General features: G+C 71.7%; 18 protein-coding genes. 14 read left to right on the top strand and 4 right to left on the bottom strand.

The window, feature by feature from the left end:
- The first annotated feature begins 4 nt into the window (after positions 1–4).
- From ACIPSE_RS27950 to ACIPSE_RS27925, 6 genes are all read left to right on the top strand, one after another.
- Positions 5–889, top strand: a complete 885-nt coding sequence (locus ACIPSE_RS27950) for a VOC family protein (RefSeq protein WP_401667445.1) — start codon at positions 5–7, stop codon at positions 887–889.
- Positions 890–955: 66 nt separating this feature from the next.
- Positions 956–1,924 (top strand): thiamine pyrophosphate-dependent dehydrogenase E1 component subunit alpha, encoded by a 969-nt coding sequence (locus ACIPSE_RS27945; protein WP_401667443.1) that lies wholly within the window; start codon positions 956–958, stop codon positions 1,922–1,924.
- Positions 1,921–2,961, top strand: a complete 1,041-nt coding sequence (locus ACIPSE_RS27940; protein ID WP_401667441.1) for an alpha-ketoacid dehydrogenase subunit beta — start codon at positions 1,921–1,923, stop codon at positions 2,959–2,961. The genes ACIPSE_RS27945 and ACIPSE_RS27940 overlap by 4 nt, the downstream gene beginning before the upstream one ends.
- The gene (locus tag ACIPSE_RS27935; protein WP_401667438.1) at positions 2,958–3,728 is read left to right on the top strand and encodes an SDR family NAD(P)-dependent oxidoreductase; all 771 of its coding nucleotides are present in this window, start codon (positions 2,958–2,960) and stop codon (positions 3,726–3,728) included. Before ACIPSE_RS27940 ends, ACIPSE_RS27935 begins: the two co-directional genes overlap by 4 nt.
- 78 nt (positions 3,729–3,806) lie before the next feature.
- Positions 3,807–4,979 carry a M20 family metallopeptidase gene (locus tag ACIPSE_RS27930; RefSeq protein ID WP_401667436.1) on the top strand — a complete coding sequence of 391 codons (1,173 nt, stop codon included), beginning with the start codon at positions 3,807–3,809 and terminating at the stop codon, positions 4,977–4,979.
- A 28-nt stretch (positions 4,980–5,007) separates the two neighbouring features.
- Positions 5,008–6,681: a PucR family transcriptional regulator gene (locus ACIPSE_RS27925; RefSeq protein ID WP_401667433.1), complete on the top strand. Its 1,674-nt coding sequence runs from the start codon at positions 5,008–5,010 to the stop codon at positions 6,679–6,681.
- A 25-nt stretch (positions 6,682–6,706) separates the two neighbouring features.
- On the opposite strand, the gene ACIPSE_RS27920 is transcribed toward ACIPSE_RS27925, so the two are convergent.
- Positions 6,707–8,218 (bottom strand): hypothetical protein, encoded by a 1,512-nt coding sequence (locus ACIPSE_RS27920; RefSeq protein ID WP_401667431.1) that lies wholly within the window; start codon positions 8,216–8,218, stop codon positions 6,707–6,709.
- A 269-nt stretch (positions 8,219–8,487) separates the two neighbouring features.
- Here ACIPSE_RS27920 and ACIPSE_RS27915 point away from each other — a divergent pair, with 269 nt between their 5' ends.
- A complete protein-coding gene (locus ACIPSE_RS27915) occupies positions 8,488–9,057 on the top strand; it encodes an NADPH-dependent FMN reductase (RefSeq protein ID WP_401667429.1) in 570 nt (189 codons plus the stop codon).
- Positions 9,058–9,092: 35 nt separating this feature from the next.
- On the opposite strand, the gene ACIPSE_RS27910 is transcribed toward ACIPSE_RS27915, so the two are convergent.
- Positions 9,093–9,644: a TetR/AcrR family transcriptional regulator gene (locus ACIPSE_RS27910; protein WP_401667426.1), complete on the bottom strand. Its 552-nt coding sequence runs from the start codon at positions 9,642–9,644 to the stop codon at positions 9,093–9,095.
- Positions 9,645–9,751: 107 nt separating this feature from the next.
- Between ACIPSE_RS27910 and ACIPSE_RS27905 the strand changes: the two genes are divergently transcribed.
- From ACIPSE_RS27905 to ACIPSE_RS27895, 3 genes are all read left to right on the top strand, one after another.
- Complete coding sequence (locus tag ACIPSE_RS27905) at positions 9,752–10,996, top strand: MFS transporter (RefSeq protein WP_401668282.1); 1,245 nt, start codon at positions 9,752–9,754, stop codon at positions 10,994–10,996.
- Positions 10,997–11,350: 354 nt separating this feature from the next.
- Positions 11,351–14,383 carry a glycosyl hydrolase gene (locus ACIPSE_RS27900; RefSeq protein WP_401667424.1) on the top strand — a complete coding sequence of 1,011 codons (3,033 nt, stop codon included), beginning with the start codon at positions 11,351–11,353 and terminating at the stop codon, positions 14,381–14,383.
- 229 nt (positions 14,384–14,612) lie between these two features.
- Positions 14,613–14,942: a WhiB family transcriptional regulator gene (locus ACIPSE_RS27895; protein ID WP_401667422.1), complete on the top strand. Its 330-nt coding sequence runs from the start codon at positions 14,613–14,615 to the stop codon at positions 14,940–14,942.
- Positions 14,943–14,991: 49 nt separating this feature from the next.
- On the opposite strand, the gene ACIPSE_RS27890 is transcribed toward ACIPSE_RS27895, so the two are convergent.
- Positions 14,992–15,843 (bottom strand): MarR family transcriptional regulator, encoded by an 852-nt coding sequence (locus ACIPSE_RS27890; RefSeq protein ID WP_401667419.1) that lies wholly within the window; start codon positions 15,841–15,843, stop codon positions 14,992–14,994.
- Positions 15,844–16,019: 176 nt separating this feature from the next.
- Here ACIPSE_RS27890 and ACIPSE_RS27885 point away from each other — a divergent pair, with 176 nt between their 5' ends.
- From ACIPSE_RS27885 to ACIPSE_RS27870, 4 genes are all read left to right on the top strand, one after another.
- Complete coding sequence (locus tag ACIPSE_RS27885) at positions 16,020–16,520, top strand: TetR/AcrR family transcriptional regulator (protein ID WP_401667416.1); 501 nt, start codon at positions 16,020–16,022, stop codon at positions 16,518–16,520.
- Positions 16,521–16,533: 13 nt separating this feature from the next.
- On the top strand, positions 16,534–16,884 hold the full coding sequence (locus ACIPSE_RS27880) for a hypothetical protein (protein ID WP_401667413.1): 351 nt from the start codon (positions 16,534–16,536) through the stop codon (positions 16,882–16,884).
- Between the two features lie 237 nt (positions 16,885–17,121).
- Positions 17,122–18,660: an amidohydrolase gene (locus tag ACIPSE_RS27875; RefSeq protein ID WP_401667411.1), complete on the top strand. Its 1,539-nt coding sequence runs from the start codon at positions 17,122–17,124 to the stop codon at positions 18,658–18,660.
- Positions 18,661–18,675: 15 nt separating this feature from the next.
- Positions 18,676–19,368 (top strand): isochorismatase family protein, encoded by a 693-nt coding sequence (locus ACIPSE_RS27870; protein ID WP_401667408.1) that lies wholly within the window; start codon positions 18,676–18,678, stop codon positions 19,366–19,368.
- Positions 19,369–19,475: 107 nt separating this feature from the next.
- Here ACIPSE_RS27870 and ACIPSE_RS27865 read toward each other — a convergent pair whose 3' ends face one another.
- Positions 19,476–20,783 (bottom strand): lysine N(6)-hydroxylase/L-ornithine N(5)-oxygenase family protein, encoded by a 1,308-nt coding sequence (locus tag ACIPSE_RS27865; protein ID WP_401667406.1) that lies wholly within the window; start codon positions 20,781–20,783, stop codon positions 19,476–19,478.
- Positions 20,784–20,806 lie beyond the last annotated feature (23 nt).

Here is a 20,806-nt window from a genome sequence, read left to right as displayed (position 1 = left end):
GTCCATGTCCCCCCAAGCCCCGCCCACGACCGACCTGTTCGTCAACGGCACCCTCATGCGCGGCCTGGCCCTGCACGCCAACCTCGCGGGCGCCGAGTTCCTCGGCACCGCCCGCACCGTGCCCGCCTACCGGCTGCACTCCATCGGGGACGTCCACCCCGGCATGTACCGGCTCGCCCCCGGCGAGGCCGCGGACCGAGGGATCTCCGTCCCCGGGGAGATCTACCGGATCCCCGCCGACGTCCTGCGCGCCGTGGAGGAGGGCGAACCCCCGCACCTGTACCGCGGATCCGTCGACCTCGACGACGGCCGCACCCTGGACGGCATCCTCTACCCCAGGGACCTCGCCGAGGGACGCCACCTCGACATCTCCGCCTACGGCGGCTGGCGCGCGTACACCGCCGCCCGCCCCGCGCCCGCCCACGCCGGGACCGCCGCCGCCTGGGCCTGGCACCACACCGGGACCGTCGTCCCCGACCTCGCCGAGGCCGTCGCCTTCCACCAGCGGGTCCTCGGCTTCGAGACGACCTTCGAGGCGTACGGCATGACGGACCTCGTGCAGAACCTCCTCGGCGTCCCCGGCCTCCGCGGCGACCTCGTCCAACTGGCCTCCCCGGTCACCGGACAGCACCTGGAACTGCTCACCTTCACCGGCGTCCCCGACGACGCACCGCCCTGGCTGCCCGTACGCCCCGGTGACAGCCACACCGCCCACCTCGTCGACGACCTCGACGCCGCGCTCGGCGCGCTGACCTCCGCGGGCGGCACCCTCATCGGCCGGCCCACCGAGTTCGCCGAGGGGCGCGCCGCCTACTGCCTCACCCCCTCCGGGACCGTCGTCGAACTGGAGGAACAGCCCTGCTCCGCCCCCGACCACCAGCCCCACTGAGCCGACCACCCCTACACCACCGAGCGACACCCGCGCCCCCGGCCGGGAACGGAGGAGCACACCCCCATGGACGGACCCACCCTCGTACAGCGCTACCTGGACATGGTGCGCATGCGCCGCTTCGAGGAGGCGTGCCTCGCGGGCGTACCCACCCGCGAGATCCACGGCGAACTCCACACCGGCATCGGCCAGGAAGCCGTCGCCGCGGGCCTCATCGGCGCACTGCGCCCCGACGACGCCCTCGTCAGCACCCACCGCAGCCACCTCCACGCCCTCGCGAAGGGTGTCGAGGCCCGGCCGATGCTCGCCGAGATCTACGAACGCGCCACCGGCCTCTGCGGCGGCTTCGGCGGCCACATGCACCTCTTCGACCAGGACCGCCGGTTCTCCACCACCGGCATCGTCGGCGCCAACCTGCCCGTCGCCCTCGGCCATGCCTGGGCCGCCCGGCTGGAGGGCCGGGACTCCGTCGCGGTCGGCGTCACCGGCGACGGCGGCGCCAACACGGGCGGCTTCCACGAGACCCTCAACATGGCCGGCGCCTGGAAACTCCCCCTCGTGGTCCTCATCGAGAACAACGAATGGGCCATCTCCGTCCCCTTCACCGACTCCACCGCCACCCCCACCCTCGCCGAACGCGCCACCGCCTACGGCGCCTGGGGCCGCCGGGTCGACGGGCTCGACGTCGAAGCCGTCGACGAGGCGTTCGCCGAGGCCGTCGCCCACGCCCGTGCCGGGAACGGCCCCGCGATCCTGGAAGCCACCTGCTACCGCTTCCGCGGCCACTTCGAGGGCGACCTCGACCTGTACCGGCCCGCCGCCGAGAAGGACCACCGCCGTCAGGAACGCGACCCGCTGCCCCTGACCCGCGCCCGGATCCTCGGCCGCGGCCTCACCACCGAGGACCACCTGGACGCACGGGAGACGGCCGTCGCCGACGGGATCACGGCCCTGCTGGCCGAGGTCCGCGCCGACCCCCTGCCCGACCCCGCCACCGCCCGTGACCACGTCTTCGCGAAAGGCCCCCGCGCATGACCAGCACCACCACCCCGGCCGCTCCCCGCACCCCGGCCGTGCGCAACGTCAACGTCTCCCAGTGCGTCGCCGAGTCCCTGCGCCTGGAGATGGAACGCGACGAACGTGTCCTCGTGCTCGGCGAGGACGTCGGCCTCCAGGGCGGTGTCTTCGGCAGCACCCGCGGCCTCCAGAAGGCCTTCGGACGGGACCGGGTACGCGACACCCCGATCTCCGAGATGGCCTTCACCGGCGCCGCCGTCGGCCTCGCCATGGAGGGCTACCGGCCCGTCGTCGAGGTGATGTTCGTCGATTTCATCGGCGTCTGCCTCGAACAGGTCTACAACGCCGCCGCGAAGATCCGCTACATGACCGGTGGCCGGGTCGGCATGCCCATGGTGATCAAGACCGCGGGCGGCTGCATCGGCTCCGCGGCCCAGCACTCCCAGTGTCTCTGGGGCACCTTCGCCCACCTCCCCGGACTCCAGGTCGTCGCCCCGTCCTCGCCGTACGACAGCAAGGGCCTCATGGCCGCCGCCGTGCGCAGCGACGACCCCGTGGTGTTCATCGAGCACAAGGGACTGCTCCTGCAGAAGGCGGGCACCTTCACCCACGGTGCCGAGGTGCCGCGCGAGGCGTACACCGTGCCCCTCGGCCAGGCTTCCGTCGTCCGGCCCGGCTCCGACCTGACCCTGGTCACCCTGAGCGCGACCGTCGGCGAGAGCCTCCTAGCGGCCCAGGACCTGACCGCCGAGGGCGTCGAAGTCGAGGTGATCGACCTGCGCAGCGTCGTCCCTCTCGACCTCGACACCGTCTGCGCCTCCGTCGCCCGCACCGGCCGACTGCTCGTCGTGGACGAGGACTACCTGGGGTTCGGCCTCAGCGGCGAGATCATCACCGGGGTCCTCGAACACCTCGGACCGCAGGCCCTGCGTCAGGTCGCCCGGCACGGCACCCCCGACGTGCCGGTGCCCGCCGCGCGCAGCCTGGAGGAGGCCGTCGTACCCCGCCGGGCGTCGATCGCGCAGGCCGTCCGCGCCATGGGAGCCGCCGCATGAGCGCGCCGCGCCCCTCACGCGTCGTCGTCATCGGCGCCGCCGGAGCCCTCGGCAGCGCCGCCTGCTCCGCCCTCGCCGCCCGCGGGACCGCGGTCTGGGCCGCCGACGCCACCGACGCCGCATCCGCGGTCGCGCACCTTCCCGGCGACGGACACCGCGCCCTCCCCGTGGACGTCACCGACCAGCGGTCCGTGGACGACGTCCTGCGCACCGCCTGGGACGCCCCCGGCGAGAGCCTCGACGGCCTGGTCTACGCGCCCGGCGTCAACCTGACCGGCCCGGTCGCCGGCCTCGACTGGCCCGGCTACGGACGGCTCATGGACGTCAACCTGTCCGGCGCCTTCCGCACCGGACAGGCCCTCGCCCGCCTTCTGGAGGCGGGACCCCGTTCCTTCGGGGCGGTGTTCCTGTCCTCGACCGCGGGTCTGCGCGGCGAGGCCGGCGGCGCCGCCTACAGCGCCTCCAAGTTCGGCCTCATCGGGTTCGTCCAGTCCTTCGCCGCCGAGATCGCCGCCCACGGAGGACGGGCCAACACCGTCTGCCCCGGCAACGTCGACAGCCCCATGCTGCGCCGGCTCGCCGCCCAGGTCGCCGAACGGGAGGACTCCACCACCGAGGAGATCCTGACCCGCTTCGCGGACGCCTCCGCCTTCCGCCGTCTGATCGACCCCGCCGAGGTGGGCCGGGTCTGCGCCTGGCTGGTGTCCGCCGAGTCCTCGGGACTCAGTGGACAGAACGTGGTCGTGGACGGCCCTCCGGCGGGCTGACCGGCCCGCCACCCCCCACTCGTCCGACGACGGCCCCGACCGCAGGTCGCCCGTCACCCGCACACCCCGAGGAACGACATGATCTCCCTGGACCGCGTCATCAGCGACACCCGCTCCCTGATCGGCATCGACAGCCAGAACCCCGGACCGCAGGAGGGCAAGTGCGCCGAGTGGGTCGGCAACCGGCTCACCGACGTGGGCCTGGCCGTCGAGCGGATGCCGGTCGCCGAGGGCCGGGACAACATCGTCGCCCGGATCCCCGGCGAGGGCACCGCCCCCCGCCTGGTGTTGCTCAGCCACATGGACACGGTCCCCGTCGGCGAGGGCTGGACCTACCCGCCCTTCGGCGGCGCCATCGCCGACGGACGCCTCTACGGGCGCGGCGCCTGCGACATGAAGGCCGGGCTCGCCCTGTCCGTCAACCTCCTCGACGCGCTCACCGCCGGCCCCCCGCCCGCCGGTGACGTGCTCCTCGTGGCCACCGTCGACGAGGAGGCGCCCGACATGGCGGGCGCCCACCGGCTCGTCGACAGCGGACTGCTGCGCCCCGACGACCAGGTCCTCGCCCTGGAACCCACCGGCATGCGCCTGCGGATCGCGCAGATGGGTCTGCGCTGGCTCACCCTCCGCGTGCGCGGCCGGATGGCCCACGCGGGCCGTGCCCACCTCGGCATCGACGCCAACCACCTGATGGCGAAGACCGTCGACCGGCTCAAGACCGTGTTCGCCGCCCTGCCCTACGAGGACGAGGTCCTCGGCCGCCCCCGCTTCACCTGCGGCACCTTCCACGGCGGCGTCGCCACCAACGTCGTACCGCCCTCCTGCGAGGCCGGGCTCGACGTGCGGATCGTGCCGCCCATGACCCCCGCACACGCCCAGGAACTCGTCGACCGGGTCGCCGCCGCCGTCGTCGCCGAACACCCCGGCGCCGAGTACGTCATCGAGCCGCTCGGCGCCGAGCGGCCACCGGTCCGCGCCGCCGACGCCTCCCCGATCGTGCGCGGCCTGCGCGCCGCGTACCTGGAACACACGGGGCGGGCCGTGCCGGTCGGCGGCGCCGACGGACACGAGGCCTACACCGACGCCTCCATGGTCGCCGCCCTCACCGGCAGCACCTCCTGCACCGTCTTCGGCCCCGGCGCCACCGACCAGGCGCACACCGCCGACGAGTACGTCCCCCTGGCCGACCTGGACCTCGGTGCCAGGATGCTCGGGAGCCTGGTGAACAATTGGCGGGAGATGGCGATATAGGGCACTTCCCAGAAAAGGCGGGACACAGATGGACGGCAGACCCGAGAACCCCACTCGACCCGCCGACACCACGCGTCCCGCCTTCCCCACCGTCGAGAGCCTGCCCACCGTCGCCGAGGTCCTGGAGTTCCCCTCGATGCGCGAGGGACGGCCGAAGGTCGTGGCGGGCTCCGCGGGCCTGACCCGGCAGGTGCGCTGGGTCCATGTGAGCGAACTGCCGTCCATCGCCCCGATGCTGCGCGGCGGCGAACTCATCCTCACCACCGGTATCGCGCTGCCCTCCGACGACAACTCGCTGGCCCGCTTCGTCGACGAACTCGCGGGGATCGGCGCGGCCGGGATCGTCGTCGGCCTCGGCCCGCGCTTCCGGGACTCGGTGCCGCAGGCCATGCGCGCCGCCGCCGAACGCCACGCGCTGCCGCTCGCCGCGCTCCAGCGCACCACCCGTTTCGTCGAGGTCACCGAGGACGTCCACTGGCGCATCCTGGAGAACCGCATCGACGAACTGCGCGCCTCCGAACAGATCCACCAGATCTTCAACGAGCTCACCGTGGAGGGCGCGGAACCCGCCGACGTGCTCCACCAGGTGGTCCGCATGGCCCGTCGCCCGGCCGTCCTGGAGAACCTCGCCCACCAGGTCCTCGTCTACGACACCGCGGGACAAGGCGCGGACACGGTCCTGGACCAGTGGGAGGCCCGCTCCCGCGCGGTGCCGACCACCGCCCGCACCGCCTACGATCCGCGCGACGGCTGGCTGACCAGCACCGTCGGCGCCCGCGGCCAGGACTGGGGGCGCCTCGTCCTGATGAACGTGCCCGCCCCCTCGCCGCGCCTGACGATGCTCGTCGAGCGGGCCGCCTCTACCCTCGCCGTGGGCCGCCTTCTCGCCCGTGACGAGGAGACGCTCGCCCTGCACACCCACCGCACCCTGCTGTCCGGCCTGCTGTCGCCCAAGCGCACCAGCGCCGAGATCGCCACCGAGGCCCGCGCCATCGGCGTCCCCCTCGACGGAAGACGCCTCGTGCCCGTCGTCCTCACCACCCGCGCCACCCTGCCCGGCAACGCCCTCGACCGGCAGGCCCTGCTCCGGGCCGCGGCCGGAGCCGCCACCGACGCACTGCGGGACGCCCGGCTGCTCGCGCTCGTCGGCCCCGTCGAGGACGCCGTGATCGGCATCCTTCTCTCCCTCGCCCTGGGCGACGATCCGCAGGCTGCGGTGGAACGGCTCGCCCACCGTCTCCACCGTGACGGCCCCGACAGCGGATACGTCGTCGCGGTGGGCGATGTCGTCACCTCCGTCAGCGAGGTCCGCGGTGTCCTCCTGGCCGCCATGCAGGTCGCCGACGCCGCGGCCCGGCTGGGGGAGCGGCGTCTCTACTACCGGCTGCCCGATCTGCGGCTGCGCGGACTGCTCCAGCTGATGCGTGACGACGCCCGGCTCCAGACCTTCGCCGAACGGGAGCTGCGCCCGCTCCTGCTGCACGACGAGAAGCACGGCACCGACCTGGTCCGGCTGCTGCGCACCTATCTCGACTCCGGCCGCAACAAGACGGCCGCCGCCGAGGCCGCCCATGTCTCCCGGGCCTGGATGTACGAGCGCCTCGCCCGTATCAGCGCGATCCTCGGCGTGGACCTGGACTCCGACGACGTGTGCACCTCACTGTCCGTGGCCCTGATGGCCCTGGACGCGATGCGGGACTGATCGGCGGCCCGGGGACCGGTCGCGGTCAGTAGCCGAAACTCGTCGTGTAGGCGCACTCGGTGTAGATGTACCCCGGTTCCAGCTTGGCGGTGTCCGAGGCCGGGCTGTCGCCGGTGCCCTCCTGGGACTTGTGGACGAAATAGGTGGTCCCGGCGGGCAGCCGGATCGTCTTCTGCGGGTAGTTCTTGCCGCTGTCGCTGCACGGTTTCGAGTCGAGACCGAGCGAACTGCCCAGCGCGGAGTAGGTGGAGCAGCTCCCGCACGCCTTGAGGGTGAAGCTGCCGGTCACCGGCCCGGTGTACAGGACGGTGATCCTGTCGGGGCTGTCGTTCTTGACCGTGACGGTGATGCTGCCGCCGGAGCGGGTGGTGGGCAGACGCTTGCCGGCCGCCGGGACCGTCTGGGCGACCTCCGCGGCGATGGACACCTTCCGGGCCAGGCCGCGCTTCGAACTGCCGGGGTTGTCCTTGACGAACGCGTCCATGGTGGTGACGGCCTCGCTGAAACGGCCGTCCTTGTACTGGGCCACCCCGCAGTCGTACGCGCCCGACGCCGCGTTCTCCTCCGCCCGGTCGGCGGCCTTGTCGAGCGTCCCGTTGAGGTCCGCCTCCGCCCCGGACACGCCGCGGATCTGCTGGGACAGGGATTCCAGCCGCTCGACGGCCCCGCAGGGATCGTCGCCGCTCACGGCCGAGACCGCCTCGCCCACCTCCGTGTCGATCGCGGGCCCCACCTTCTGGGCCTGCTCGGACTTCGGGAACGTCGTCAGCAGTTCGCTCCACTGCGTGTTCCAGGACGCGCTGTCACCGCTCAGCGACTGGGCTCCGCACTCGTAGAGCGAGGTCGCCAGCCGGTCGTCCGGCCAGGTGGACAGCGAGCCGAGGGTCTTCTCGTCCATCGTGCGCGGCACGGTCCGCAGGTACTTCAGCGGCGCCACGGCCCCGCAGTAGTTCTCTTCCTCGTAGGCGGCGCCGACCGTGGCGTAGTACGTCTTGAGGCGGTCCGGGACCCGGGCGGCGGCCCGTGACGTCGGATGGTCCTCGGTCAGGCCGCGGTACACGGACAGCGCCTTGCGGTAGCCGGGCTCCGCCGCCTCGAAGGTCTGCGTCCCGGTCGACTTCACCAGCTCGTCCGCCTCGGCCAGCCGGTCCAGGAGCATCTGCTGGGTGGCCTCGTCGCGCGCGTGGTCGTACAGGAGGTATCCGCCGGCCGGTACGGCGAGCAGGACGACGCTGAGCACCGCCGCGACCAGCTCGTTCGGCAGCCACGCCAGGCGCGTCCGCAGGCCCAGCCGCGCGCCGTGCAGGCCCGCGGCCACCAGCAGGATCAGGTAGAGGACGAGCAGGGCGCCCGGTACCCCGTCCGGATCCGCGGGCAGGGCCACGAGGAGCAGGATGCCCGTGGCCACCAGGCAGGCGGCCGTGAGCCCCCAGCGGCGGACGACGGCGTAGCCCAGCCCCAGGCCGCTGAGGTTCAGCAACCCCACGGCGAAGCCACGCCACGGGTCCGCGGGCGCGGGCGGCGGTGCGCTCGGCATGGGCGGAACGATGAAGTCCGGATGTGCGTTCTGATCCCAGGACATGACGGCTCCCCCAGTCAATCACGCCTGAATTTCCCCTAGTTGACAGTGTACGGCCAGTTTCCGGATGTGGGCAGAGGGTGAACCGCAGGGGAGTGGTTCGGTTCGCGTCCGGAGGGTGCTGTCGCCACGAGGTGAGGGATGTTCTGTGCTCTTTTATGATGCATTGGTCTGACATCTGAACTTCCCGGCAGGTTTTCTCGACGACCCCCTGTGAGGCGTGCCTGATGGACACCTACGACGTCGGCTACTTCGTGGGCAGCTTGTCCTCGACCTCGATCAACCGGGTGCTGTCCAAGGCCCTGATCCGACTGGCCCCGGAGAACCTGCGGTTCACCGAGATCCCGATCGGGAACCTGCCGCTGTACAGCCCCGACCACGACAGCGACTACCCGCCCGAGGCCCTCGCCCTGAAAGAGGCGATCGCACGGTCGAACGCCGTGCTGTTCGTGACGCCGGAATACAACCGGTCGATCCCGGGCGCGCTGAAGAACGCCATCGACTGGGCCTCGCGTCCCTGGGGGCAGAACTCCTTCGACCACATCCCCGCCGCGATGATCGGCGCCTCCATCGGGCAGATCGGCACCGCGGTCGCCCAGCAGAGCCTCAGGGCCGTGATGGCGTTCTGCAACGCCCGGCAGATGACCGCGCCCGAGGCGTACATCAAGTTCACGCCCGAGGTGTTCGGCGAGGACGGCGAGGTCAAGGACGAGTCGACCCGCGCGTTCCTGAGCGACTTCATGCTGGAGTTCCGCGAGCACGTCGTCCGCGTGCTGACCGTGCTGCCCCGGAGCTGAAGCGAACCGACCGGGACAGGGCGGGGCACGGCCGGTCAGCTGCTGACCGCCCGCACGACCGCGGCGACGTCCTGACGGCTCATGGGCTCGGCGTCCATGGAATTGTGGATGCTGAGCCCTTCCACCAGGGCGTCCAGGGCCCGGGCCGTCCTGGCGTCGAAGTGCCGGCTCAGTGAGGCGCGGCTGGCGGCCATCCAGGCGCGGATGACGTCGAGCAGTGCCGGGTTGCGGGAGGCGAAGGCGTACAGCTCGTAGCTGAGCACCAGCTCGCGCGGGCTGCCCCAGACGGAGCCGCCGCAGATGATCTCCACCACGGCGGCACGCGCCTCCTCCACCGTCTCGGCCGCTTCCAGCGGCTCGCGATAGCGGGCGGACACCGTCTCCGCGAGCCGGGTGAACGCCTCGACGAGCAGTTCCTGTCCGCCTTCGAAGTGATAGGTCACCGACCCCAGGGGCACCCCCGCGGCGTCGGCGATACGGCGTTGGGTGGCACCTCTGACCCCGTGCTCGGCGATCACGTCAAGGGCCGCCTCGATGATGCGGTCCCGGCGGCCCGGATCGTTGGGTCCGCGCGAGCTGCCCGACATGACTTGTCCCCTTTCATCACCGCACCATGGAAGTGTACGTTTGTACATACTCATTCCGTGGGCGAGCACGTCCGCGGCTGACCCACGTCTGGATCGAGCCCGCAGTGATAGACCCGGCCACGCGTCGCCGCCGCACGGCATTGTTCCTCTTCTTCCTCATGCCGGGCCTGTCGATCTCCTCCTGGGTGACGCGGACCCCCGACATCCGGGACCAACTGGGCGCCTCGACCGCACAGATGGGCATCGTGCTGTTCGGTCTCTCGATCGGCTCGATGCTCGGTGTGCTCGGCTCCGGGGCGCTGGTGGCGCGGTTCGGGACCCGGCCGGTCATGGGGGTGGGGACGGCGCTGATCATCCTGAGCATGGTGGTGATCGGCGGCGGAGCGCTGTGGTCGTCGGCGCCGCTCGTCATGGCGGGCCTCTTCCTCTTCGGCGCGGGGATGGGCGGCGGCGAGGTCGCGGTCAACGTCGACGGCGCCGAGGTCGAGCAGATCATCGGCCGCACGGTCCTGCCCACCCTGCACGGCTTCTTCAGCCTCGGCACCGTCGTCGGGGCGACCCTGGGCATCGTGTGCACGGCCGTCGGGTTCCCCGTGCACTGGCACATGGCGGCCATCGCCGCCGTCACCACGCTCACCTTCGCCTACGCCCTGCGGGCCATTCCCCACGGCGTCGGCCGCACCCGCGCGGAGCGGCAGAGCGGCACGCACGAGCCGCGGCCCCGGCCGGCGGTCTGGAAGGACCGGCGGCTGCTGCTGATCGGAGGCATCGTCCTGACCATGGCCCTGGCCGAAGGCGCGGCCAACGACTGGCTGCCCCTGCTCATGGTCGACGGCCACGACATGGACCCCGCCCTCGGCTCGGCGGTCTACGCGGGCTTCGCCGCCGCCATGGCGATCGGCCGCTTCGGCGGAGGCTTCTTCATCGACCGCTTCGGCCGCGCGCCCGTCGTCCGCGCCAGCGCGATCTCCGCCGCCCTCGGCCTCGCCGTGGTCATCTTCGCCGACAACGCCGTCCTCGCCGGAGCCGCCGTCCTGCTGTGGGGGCTCGGCGCGTCCCTCGGCTTCCCCCTCGCCCTCTCCGCGGCCGGGGACTCCGGTCCCGACGCCGCCGCCCGCGTCAGCCTGGTCGCGATGATCGGCTACGTCGCCTTCCTCGTGGGGCCCCCGGGCCTCGGCTTCCTCGGCGACCACTACGGCCTGCGCGCCGCGATGGTCGTCGTCCTGGCCTGCGTCGCCGTGGCGGTCTTCCTCGCCCCCGCCGTCACGACCCGCACGACGACGACAGCGCCGGCCGCCTCGGGCGGCGAACCGTCGCCGCGGGCCGAGCGCCTCGAACAGCCCGGTCAGTGAGCGATTCCGTCCCGACTCGCTTCGCCGATCGCCCCGTGCACCGATCGCCCCGTTCGCCGATCGGTGCACGCGCCGTTCGCGCTGTTCCTGGACCGCCGCGTTCCTCGTTCCTGCCGGTGGCGTCCGCGAGTTGCGCCCCGATGGAATTGAACCGTTCAAATATTGCGCTTGCGTATGTCAATTTCTCGACCAGCGTGAATGCCGTTCCAGAATCTACTTCCCTATGGGTTGACCCTGTTGAGAGCCGACTCTAGGGTCAACCACCATCCCGGAGAACACGTCCGGGTTGAATTGGATCGTGATTGAAACGATTCAATTCGTTGGCGACGATGCCGACGACAGAAAGGCACAGCCATGTTGAGTCGCAGAGCCGCGGCGCGCAGACGCGGCGCGGTCCTCCCGGTCGCCCTGGCGGTACTGGGCACCGCGAGTCTCGTTCTGGGCGTCCCGGACAGTCCCGCCCAGGCCTCCTCCCGGACAGGTGCTTCCACCGCCCTGGGATCCCGCCTGACCGCCGCCAATTTCAGCGACCCCGCCGCGGCGGACCGCCCTTGGGTCCGTTGGACGCTCGCGCCGGGCGCGACGACGGCCGAACTCCGGAGCGAGCTGCGGGAGATGGCGGCGGCCGGCATCGCCGGTGCGGAGATCGGGCAGGGTTCGTTCCCCTCGACGGGGCAGCTGGCCGCGCTCTACGAGACCGCCAACTCCCTCGGCGTCACGCTGAGTCTGTCGCACGGACCGGTCAGCGCGCCCGACGGATTCTCGATCGACGACGACCAGGCCCGTAAGCAACTCGCCTACGGCGCACGGACCGTCGCGGGCGGCACCGTCTTCTCCGGTGCGCTCCCGAAGCCGTCCACGTCGAACCGTACGACCCTCGTCAAGGTCCTCGCCTTCCGGTGCTCCGGCACCTGCTCCGCCGACGGGCAGAACAGCCTGGACAAGGACTCCGTGGTCGACCTGACCAGCCGGGTGCGAGGCACCGACACCGCGGGCGTCGGCGGTGGGACCACGACCGGCACCCTCGCCTGGTCCGCCCCCAAGAGCGGCGACTGGGAACTGCTCGCGTTCTGGAGCACGGGCGTCCAGGCCCAGCCGGACCTGCTGACCACGGCGGGCACCCAGGTCCTGACCCGCACCATGGACCAGCAGTTCGCCTCGATCAAGCAGTTGATGCGCACCAACGGCGGCGACTTCCTCTACGACTCCCACACCGCCGACCGGGGCAGCCCCACGGACACCTGGAGCAATTCCATGGCGTCCGACTTCCGGCACGCCACGGGCTATTCCCTGACCGACTACCTCCCCCTGCTGGTGAACCTCCCCAGCACGGGCTTCGGCGCGGCCACTTCCGCGTTCCAGTTCGACACCAAGACCTCGGCCAAGTTCCGCAACGACTTCAACCAGGTCCGCACCGACCTCTGGCTGGACAACCACGTCAAGCCGTTGAAGCAGTGGGCGAAGAAGAACTACGGCTACGCGGTACGCCTCCAGCCCTACGGCGACAACGGCGCCGCCGTCGACTCCATCCAGGCCGCCGCGAACCTGGACCGCCCCGAGACCGAGACCCTCTGGTTCGGCGACGAGGTCGACAACTACCTGCCCGAAGCCTCCGCCAACCACATGACCGGCACCAAGTGGTACTCCATCGAAGGCTCGGCGGCGCTCAACCAGGCCTATGCGCAGACCCTTCAGGACCAGGTCGTCCGTATGAACAAGGCCTACGCGGGCGGCGTGACCAAGCTCGTCTACCACACGTATCCCTCGGACACCGGCGACAGCGCCACCTGGCCGGGCTACTCGCTGTTCCCCTCCAGCTTCTCCGGCTCGTGGGGGCCCCGTAACCCGGACTGGGCCGCCGACGCCAAGGCGTACAACGACTACTTCGCCCGCAACCAGCTCGTGCTGACGCAAGGTGAGGCCAAGACGGACGTCGCGGTCTACATGCAGAACTACGTCTACCCCCAGCCGTACACGCAGGGGAACCTCCAGTACTGGTCCGACCCGAAGCTCTCCGAGGCCGGCTACACCCGCGACTACGTCAACCCCACGCTCCTCGACCTGCCCAACGCCAAGGTGAGGAACGGGCGCCTGGCCACGGACGGACCGGACTACAAGGCACTCGTCCTGGACAGCCGGCAGCTGCCTGTCTCGGCGCCCTCCCGCGACAGCCTTCCGCTCGCCACCGCCAAGAAGATCCTCGGCTACGCCAAGGCCGGACTCCCCGTGGTGATCGTGGGCGACGCCCCCAGCGGGGTGCCCGGCATCGACGCCCAGGGCGACAAGGACGTACGGTCCGTCGTCGCCGCCCTGCTCAAGCAGCGTTCCGTGCACACCGTCGAGGACGAGGCGGCGGTTCCCGCCCTGCTGGGCGAGCTGGGCATCCGCCCCTCCGCCGAGCCGGCCACGCCGGGCCCGATCGTCTCCGTGCACCGCGCCGACGCGGACACCGACTTCTACTGGCTCTACAACCAGGGCTCCGTCATCAGCGCCGGTGAGCCGGCCACCCTCTTCGACCCCGACACCACCGCGAAGGCCGTCGACACCGACATCACCCTCAAGGGCCGCGGCACGCCGTATCTGCTCGACACCTGGAGCGGGGCCGTGACCCCCGTCGCCGAGTACACCACCGGCCGCGACAGCGTCACCGTCCATGTCTCCCTCGCCGGGGACGCCAGCCAGGTCATCGCCCTGACCACCGACCCGCGCCGCTTCACGACCGGCAGGACCCCGAAGACCGGCGGCCTCCACGTCGTGTCCACCACCGCGGACGCGGCCTCCTTCCGGAGCGACGGCGGCCTCGCCGTCGAGGCGGCGAAGGCCGGCACCTACACCACGCGGCTCAGCAACGGCCGTACCGTCACCACGACCGTCGGCTCCGCCGGTACCGCCATCGACCTCACCGCCCGGGCCTGGAGCCTGGACGTCCAGGACTGGCAGCCCGCCGCGGCCTTCGGCACCACCGGCGCGGCGGCCACCAGGACCGACAAGAAGAACGTCCACGTCGATCTCGACGCGCTCACCCCGTGGACCGGCATCCCCGCGCTCAAGGACACCTCCGGCATCGGGACCTACACCACCACCGTGACCCTGCCGCAGAGCTGGAAGGCGGACACCGGCGCCCGGATCGGCCTCGGTCAGGTCACCGACTCCTTCACCCTGTCCGTCAACGGCACCACCGTCCCCACACCCGATCAGCTGGGCGCCACCGCCGACATCGGCCGCTATCTCCACGCGGGGAAGAACACCGTGACCGTACGGGTGTCCACCACCCTCATCAACCGGCTCCGCACCCTCTCCAGCGCCCTGGCGACCCGCACCGCGCAGGCCAACGGACTGGTCGGACCCGTCACCCTCACCCCCTACACGGTCACCCGCGTCGGCTGACCGAGGTCGCCGTTCGCACAGGACAACGCGCGCAAGCCGGATGCCGTGGCCCGACAGGCCGCGGCATCCGGGCGACGTGACCAGAACAAGTGCTTCGCACCCGAGTTGTCAACTGGGGTGTCCCTCGAACGAGTTGGTCTCGGCTCGAAAATCTTCACGTTCGCGACATCGGCGTACGGTGTTTGATCAAGCCCCAGCCGATGGGGGATCGGGACGCGGAGGTGCCGTTGTGAGCGTGGTTGAGCAGGAGTGGGAAGAACGGGCGAAGTGCCGGACCGCCGACCCGGACGAGCTGTTCGTCGACGGCGCGGCGCAGCACCGTGCGAAGACCCTGTGCACCGGCTGTCCGGTGCGGACCGAATGCCTCTCCTACGCGCTCGACCACCGCATCGAGCACGGGGTCTGGGGAGGAATGACCGAACGCGAACGCCGCAGCCTGCTGCGCCGCCGCCCGACGGTGACGTCCTGGCGCCTGCTCCTGGAGACCGCCCGCGCGGAGCAGCAGAACCTCGACCGAGACCGGCGCACGTCGGTCTCGGGACAGGGGCAGGTCGCCTGAGGGCTGGGTGCGCCGACCGGTTGAGCGGGCTGTCGCCGACCCCTGGTCGTCACTGTGAGCCCGTGGCTTCGAGTGCCGCCGTGACGGGTTCCAGCTCGGAGACGAGTTCGTCGAGTTCGGCGGGGGACAGGGCCTCGTAGGGCGGGACGGCGAGTTCGTCGGTGAGGGTCTCGATGCGCTGTTTCGTGGCGCGCCCCGCTTCGGTGAAGTGGCCCTCGCTGTCGATGAGTCCGCGGTCGCGCAAGCCGTCCATGACCGCGGCCAGGCGTTCCTTCGGCAGGTGGTGGATGCGTCCGAAGGACTCCGCCGGGTGGATGCCGTGCTCCAGCGCGGAGAGCACATGGGCCTCCGTGCCGCCGATCCGCGCGCCGACGAGGGCGGCGATGTGGCCGTCGCCGCGGTGCTCGCGCAGCATGGTGGCGGAGTGCCACAGCCGGGCCACCGGATCGCTCGGCACCGCGAGGCCGCGCATCCCCGCGTACATCACGCGTCCCTCGGTGGGGGCGCTCGTCGCGGCCTTCGTGGTCAGGTCGGCGGCGCGCACCAGGCCCGGGGAACCGGCCAGTTCGGCGCCGAGGATCCGTCGCAGCGAGGCGGCGCTGCCCCTTTCCCTGGCCGCGACGGAGGCCTCGGGCGCGATGGTCTCCCAGGCGCTCGGGATGTGCCGCGCGGCCTCCCCGTCGGCGAAGTTGTAGAAGGCCGCGTGCACGACCTGCGCCGTGACCCGGCCCAGGGGAGCGGCGCGACTGGCGAAGTAGCCGTCCCAGTAGGTCCGGTGACCGAGGGCGGCGAGTTCCTCGTTGCACTCCTCGGAGAAGAACGTGACCAGGCAGATCGGTTCCAGGAGGCCGAACATGCGGCGGGCGGTGTGAGGGGTCGGGTGCGGGCGTGCGCTGCTCATCCGGATGCTTCCTTCGCTAGGTGTGCCGACTTGGACCGCCCGGCACGGCGAAAGTCATCGGCGATCGCCGTGCTCCTCACCGGAGGCGCCTGAACGCCGGGCCGGCGCGGTGGGACCAACAGTTAAGGAACGATCGTTCTTGACCGATCGTTCCTCAACTGGTTAGCGTGACGGTCATGGGCAGACCGAGGGCATTCGACGAGGACGAAGCGGTGCGCGCCGCCGTGGGGCTGTTCGGCGGACGCGCGTACGACGGTGTGTCGGTCGACGATCTCGTCGGTCGTCTCGGCGTGCACCGCAACAGCCTCTACAAGACGTTCGGCAGCAAGCGCGGCCTTTACCTGATGGCGCTGCGCCGCCATCTCGCCGACGACGTCCGTCCGTTGCTCGACGCCCTCGCCGACGCGGACGACACGGCGGCCGTGCTGCGGCTCGTCACCTCGGCCCGCCTCGACCTGCTGCTCCTCGCGGCGATCGAGCGCGCACCGGTCGACCCGGAGGTCGCTTCCGAGGTGGAGACCGCACTGGCCTCCGTCGACCGGGCGATCGGCGCCGCGCTGGGCGTGACCGACGACCTCGCCGCCGCCCTGACCGCCGCCGCGCTGGGCATCCGCCTGCGCGGCGACGCCGCCGGGACCGCCGCCGCGCTCGCCCGGCGTCTGGACCCTCTCACCTGAAAAGGAAACTGACATGGCACTGGTCCGTATCGACGGCGACGACCTCGTCGTCGTCATCGAGGGTCTCGACAAGCTCTGGGCCTTCAAGGGCAGCCTGACCATCCCTCTGGCCAACGTCCGCGGCGCGACCGCCGACCCCGGGATCGCCGCCGAGCCCAAGGGCATCCGCGCGCCGGGCGCACATGTACCCGGTGTGATCACTGCGGGCACGTTCCACCGGGACGGCGAGAAGGTGTTCTGGGACGTGCGGGACCCGTCGAAGGCCGTCGTGGTCGAACTCGCCGACGAGAGGTGCACGCGCCTGGTCGTCCAGGTCGACGACCCTCGTGCGACCGTCGCCCTGGTGGAGAACGCCCTCGCGTGACGGGTGGCGGGCCCCTGTTCGCCTCCGGAAGGCCTCGCCCCGCACATCCGGAGGACCTCGACCGGGGGCGTTCCGCCACGCCATGATTGAAGTAAGGTAAGGCTAACGTAAGTTGCAGTCGGGTGAGGGGCTTCCCCTGCCCGGCTCCAGTGGTACCGCGGGGCCGTCGGGTCCCGGAGGGGACTGGGCGTGCGGGCGTGGTCCCGGCCCGGTGCGCGCCGCAGAAGTGGAGAGCTGATGCCGGAATTCGCCGACGTGCCCGCCGTACGCCCCGCGGACGCGACCGCCGTGTCCGCGTGGAGCCTCGACCGTGTGCGGCTCGGAGCCGGCGGGCCGCTCGTCCGGGTGCGGGTGGCGCGGGGCCGGGTCACCCATGTCGTCGCGGCGACGGAGCCCGGAGGACGCAGCGCACCGGTCGTCGAGGGCGACCGGGTCCTCGATCTCGCGGGGCGTGTCCTCCTGCCCGGCCTGTGGGACGCGCATGTGCACCTGGCGGAGTGGGCCAACGCCCGCCACCGCCTCGACCTCTCGGGAACCGGATCCGCCCGTGCGGTGGCCGACCTGGTCCGCGCGGGCACCGAGGAGACGTCCGGCGGCACGGTCCTGTTCGGATACGGCTTCCGGGACGGCCTGTGGCCCGACGCCCCGCACAAGAACCTGCTCGACGCGGTCCTGCCCGACCGGCCCACCGCCCTGGTCAGCGCCGATCTGCACGCCGCGTGGCTCAACTCGGCCGCCCTGGTCCTCGTCGGCCGGGGGGACCACCCGACGGGCCTGTTCCGGGAGCACGAGGCGCACCAGGTGCTCGCCGCCCTCCCCGAGGTGTCGGCCGAGGTCGTCGACGCCCGGGTCGGGGAAGCCTGCCGGGCCGCCGCCGCGCGAGGCGTCACCGGCGTGATCGACTTCCAGTTCGGCGACGCGGTGCGGGACTGGGAACGCCGCTCGGAGGCACAGCGGCCGGCGCTCCGCGTGGAGGCCGCCGTGTATCCGAGCCGACTCGACGCGGCGCTGGCCCGCGGCCTGCGCACGGGTGACCCGCTCGCCGCGGACGGGCTGGTGCGGATGGGACCGCTGAAGCTCTTCACCGACGGCTCCCTCAACACCCGGACCGCCCTGTGTCATGACGCCTATCCGGACCTGACGGGCACGGACGGCGCGCACGGCATCGAGGAGACCTCGCCGGACGAACTCGTCCGGCTCATGCGCCTGGCAGCCGCGCACGGCATCGAACCCGCCGTGCACGCCATCGGCGACCTCGCCAACAAGGTGGCCCTGGACGCCTTCGCGGAGGTGCGGTGCCGGGGCCGGATCGAGCACGCGCAGCTGCTGAACGCCGAAGACCTGCCCCGGTTCGCCGAGTTGGGCGTCACGGCGGGCGTCCAGCCCCGGCACGCGACGGACGACCGGGACGTGGCGGACCGGCACTGGGCCGGCCGTACCGACCGGGCCTTCGCCTACGCCGCTCTGCTCGCGGCCGGAGCACGGCTGGAGTTCGGCTCGGACGCCCCGGTCTCCCCGCTCGACCCCTGGCTGGGCATCGCCGCCGCGGTCAGCCGTACCGACGACGAACGGCCCGCCTGGCACCCCGAACAGCGGCTGCCCGTACGGGACGCGCTCGTCGCGGCGGCCCGCGGCCGGCGGCTCGTCCGTGTCGGCGACCCGGCCGACCTGGTCGTGGTCGACGCGGACCCGCTCGAAGCCGGCTCGGACGCCCTGCGCGCGATGCCCGTGCACGCCACGATGACGGCAGGCCACTGGACCCACCGAGCGCACTGAGGAGGCTGTGCGGCCTTGACGCAGACGACGTCCGACGACCAGGGGAAGGCCGGCGGGGGATCGCTCCCCGGCACCTTCTCGTATCCGATGCCGACGCCCGCCGCGCTGCCCCCTGACCGGTCCGGATGGGTCGTCGACCCCCGCCGTGCCGCGCTGTTGGTCCTCAACGTCCAGAACCACTTCCTGCGCGTGCTCCAGGAACGCTCCGCGCCCGCCGCCGAACTCGTCGGCACCGTCGCGCTGTTGGTCGAGGCCGCGCGGAAGGCGGGGATACCCGTGCTGTACGCCGTGGCCGTCGACGGTCACGAACGCGCCGTACGCGAGACCGCCTTCGGGCACCCCCGGCTGCCCGCGGCCGGGGGCTCGCGGGACGTGGTGGCCGCCGTCCGGCCGATGGTCGGCGACAGCGTGCTCGTCGCCAAGAGGATCAGTGCCTTCGCCGGTACCCGGCTGCGCCCCCGGCTCGACGAGCTGGAGCGTGACCAGCCCGTCATCGTCGGCCTGTTCGCGCGGACGCAGGTGATGCTGACCGCGGCCGACGCGTGGACTCAGGATCTCGAACCGTTCGTCGTGGCCGACGCCGTGGCCGACACGACGCCCGGGGACCACCGGATGGCCGTCGACTGGATCGCGGCCACCTGCGGCGCCGTCAGAAGCGCCCGCGGGGTGGCGGACGTCTTCGGCAGCACGGGCCCGTGGCCGGGCTGAACCCCCGCGGCACGGAGCGGAGTTCCGTTTCGCGGAGTCCGGGGACATGACGGACCCCGGTGCGAGGGCGGGACCGTACCGTCCTCGCACCGGGGAGCCTGATGGGGTCAGACCACCGCCCGGTCGGCCAGTACGGAGCGGTGGATCTCGTCCGCCCGCACCGCGACGGTCGACAGCAGGGTGCTGGTCAGGCCGTGGGTGTGCTCGGTGCCGCCCTGGAGGTAGATGCCGGCGGTGACCTCCGGCACCGTCTCGACGCGATGGTCGCGGTTCACCCGGATCGCGTCACCGTCGTCCCTCAGGCAGAGTTTGGCCGCCTCCCCGAGCAGCACCGAGAGATCCCGGGGCCGGTAGCCGGTGGCGAGCACCAGCACGTCGGCGGGCAGCACCTGGCGCTCGCCGGTGGGCAGGAACTCCACCCCCACGTCCAGCCCGCCGTCGGCGCGTGGCTCCAGGTCGCGGACCCGGGACACGTTGAGGAAGCGCAGCCGCTCACGTCCGGCCACCTTCTCCCGGTACGAGGTCGCGTACAGCGCCTCGATCAAGTCCATGTCGACCACGGAGTAGTTGGTGGAGCGGTGGTAGTCGAGCAGGGACTGCTTCACCTCGGAGGGGGCGGAGAAGTAGACGTCCACCGCCTCCGGGTCGAAGATCCGGTTGGCGAACGGGCTGTCGTCGGCGGGCGTGTAGCCGTACTTCGCGAAGACCGAGCAGACCTCGGCCTCGGGGAAGGTGCGGTGGAGGTAGTCCACCGCCTCGGCGGCGCTCTGCCCGGCGCCCAGCACCACGGCCCGCCGCACGGGCGGGGCCGTCGCGGCCAGTCGGGTCGCCCGGGGGATCAACTCGCTGTTGTGCCAGACCCGTTCGGCGAGCTCCAGGCCGGGCGGCACATGTGCCTCGAGGCCCATCGCCACGCTGATGTTGCGGGCCCGCCGGGTGACCGTCCCGCCGGGGGCGGTCGCGTCGCGGGTGGTGACGTCGAAGCAGGTCACCTGCCCGTCGTCGTCCCGCACCGGGGCGACGGCGATCACCTCGTTGTCGTACGCGACCAGATGGGAGACCCGTGAGGCGGCCCACTCGAAGTACTCGTGGAACTCCATCCGCAGCGGGAAGAGCGTCTTCTGGTTCAGGAAGTCGATCAGCCTGCCCCGCTCCCGCAGAAAGCACAGGAAGCTGTAGTCGCTGGTCGGATTCCTCAGCGTGACAAGGTCCTTGAGGAACGACACCTGCATGGTGGCGTCGTCGATGAGCATGCCCCGGTGCCAGCCGAAGCGCGGTTGGCGCTCCAGGAAGAGGGCGTTGAGACGACGGTCCGCCGGCAGGCCCGCGTTGTGTTCCTCAACCGCTATGGCAAGTGCGAGATTTGACGGACCGAAACCGATTCCGAGGATGTCGTGGACGGCTTCGGAATCCATGAACGGGGATTTCACGTTTGCAT

Source organism: Streptomyces sp. NPDC090106 (genome assembly GCF_044747265.1).
GTDB lineage: Bacteria > Actinomycetota > Actinomycetes > Streptomycetales > Streptomycetaceae > Streptomyces.
This window is presented reverse-complemented; position numbering and strand designations above follow the sequence as displayed.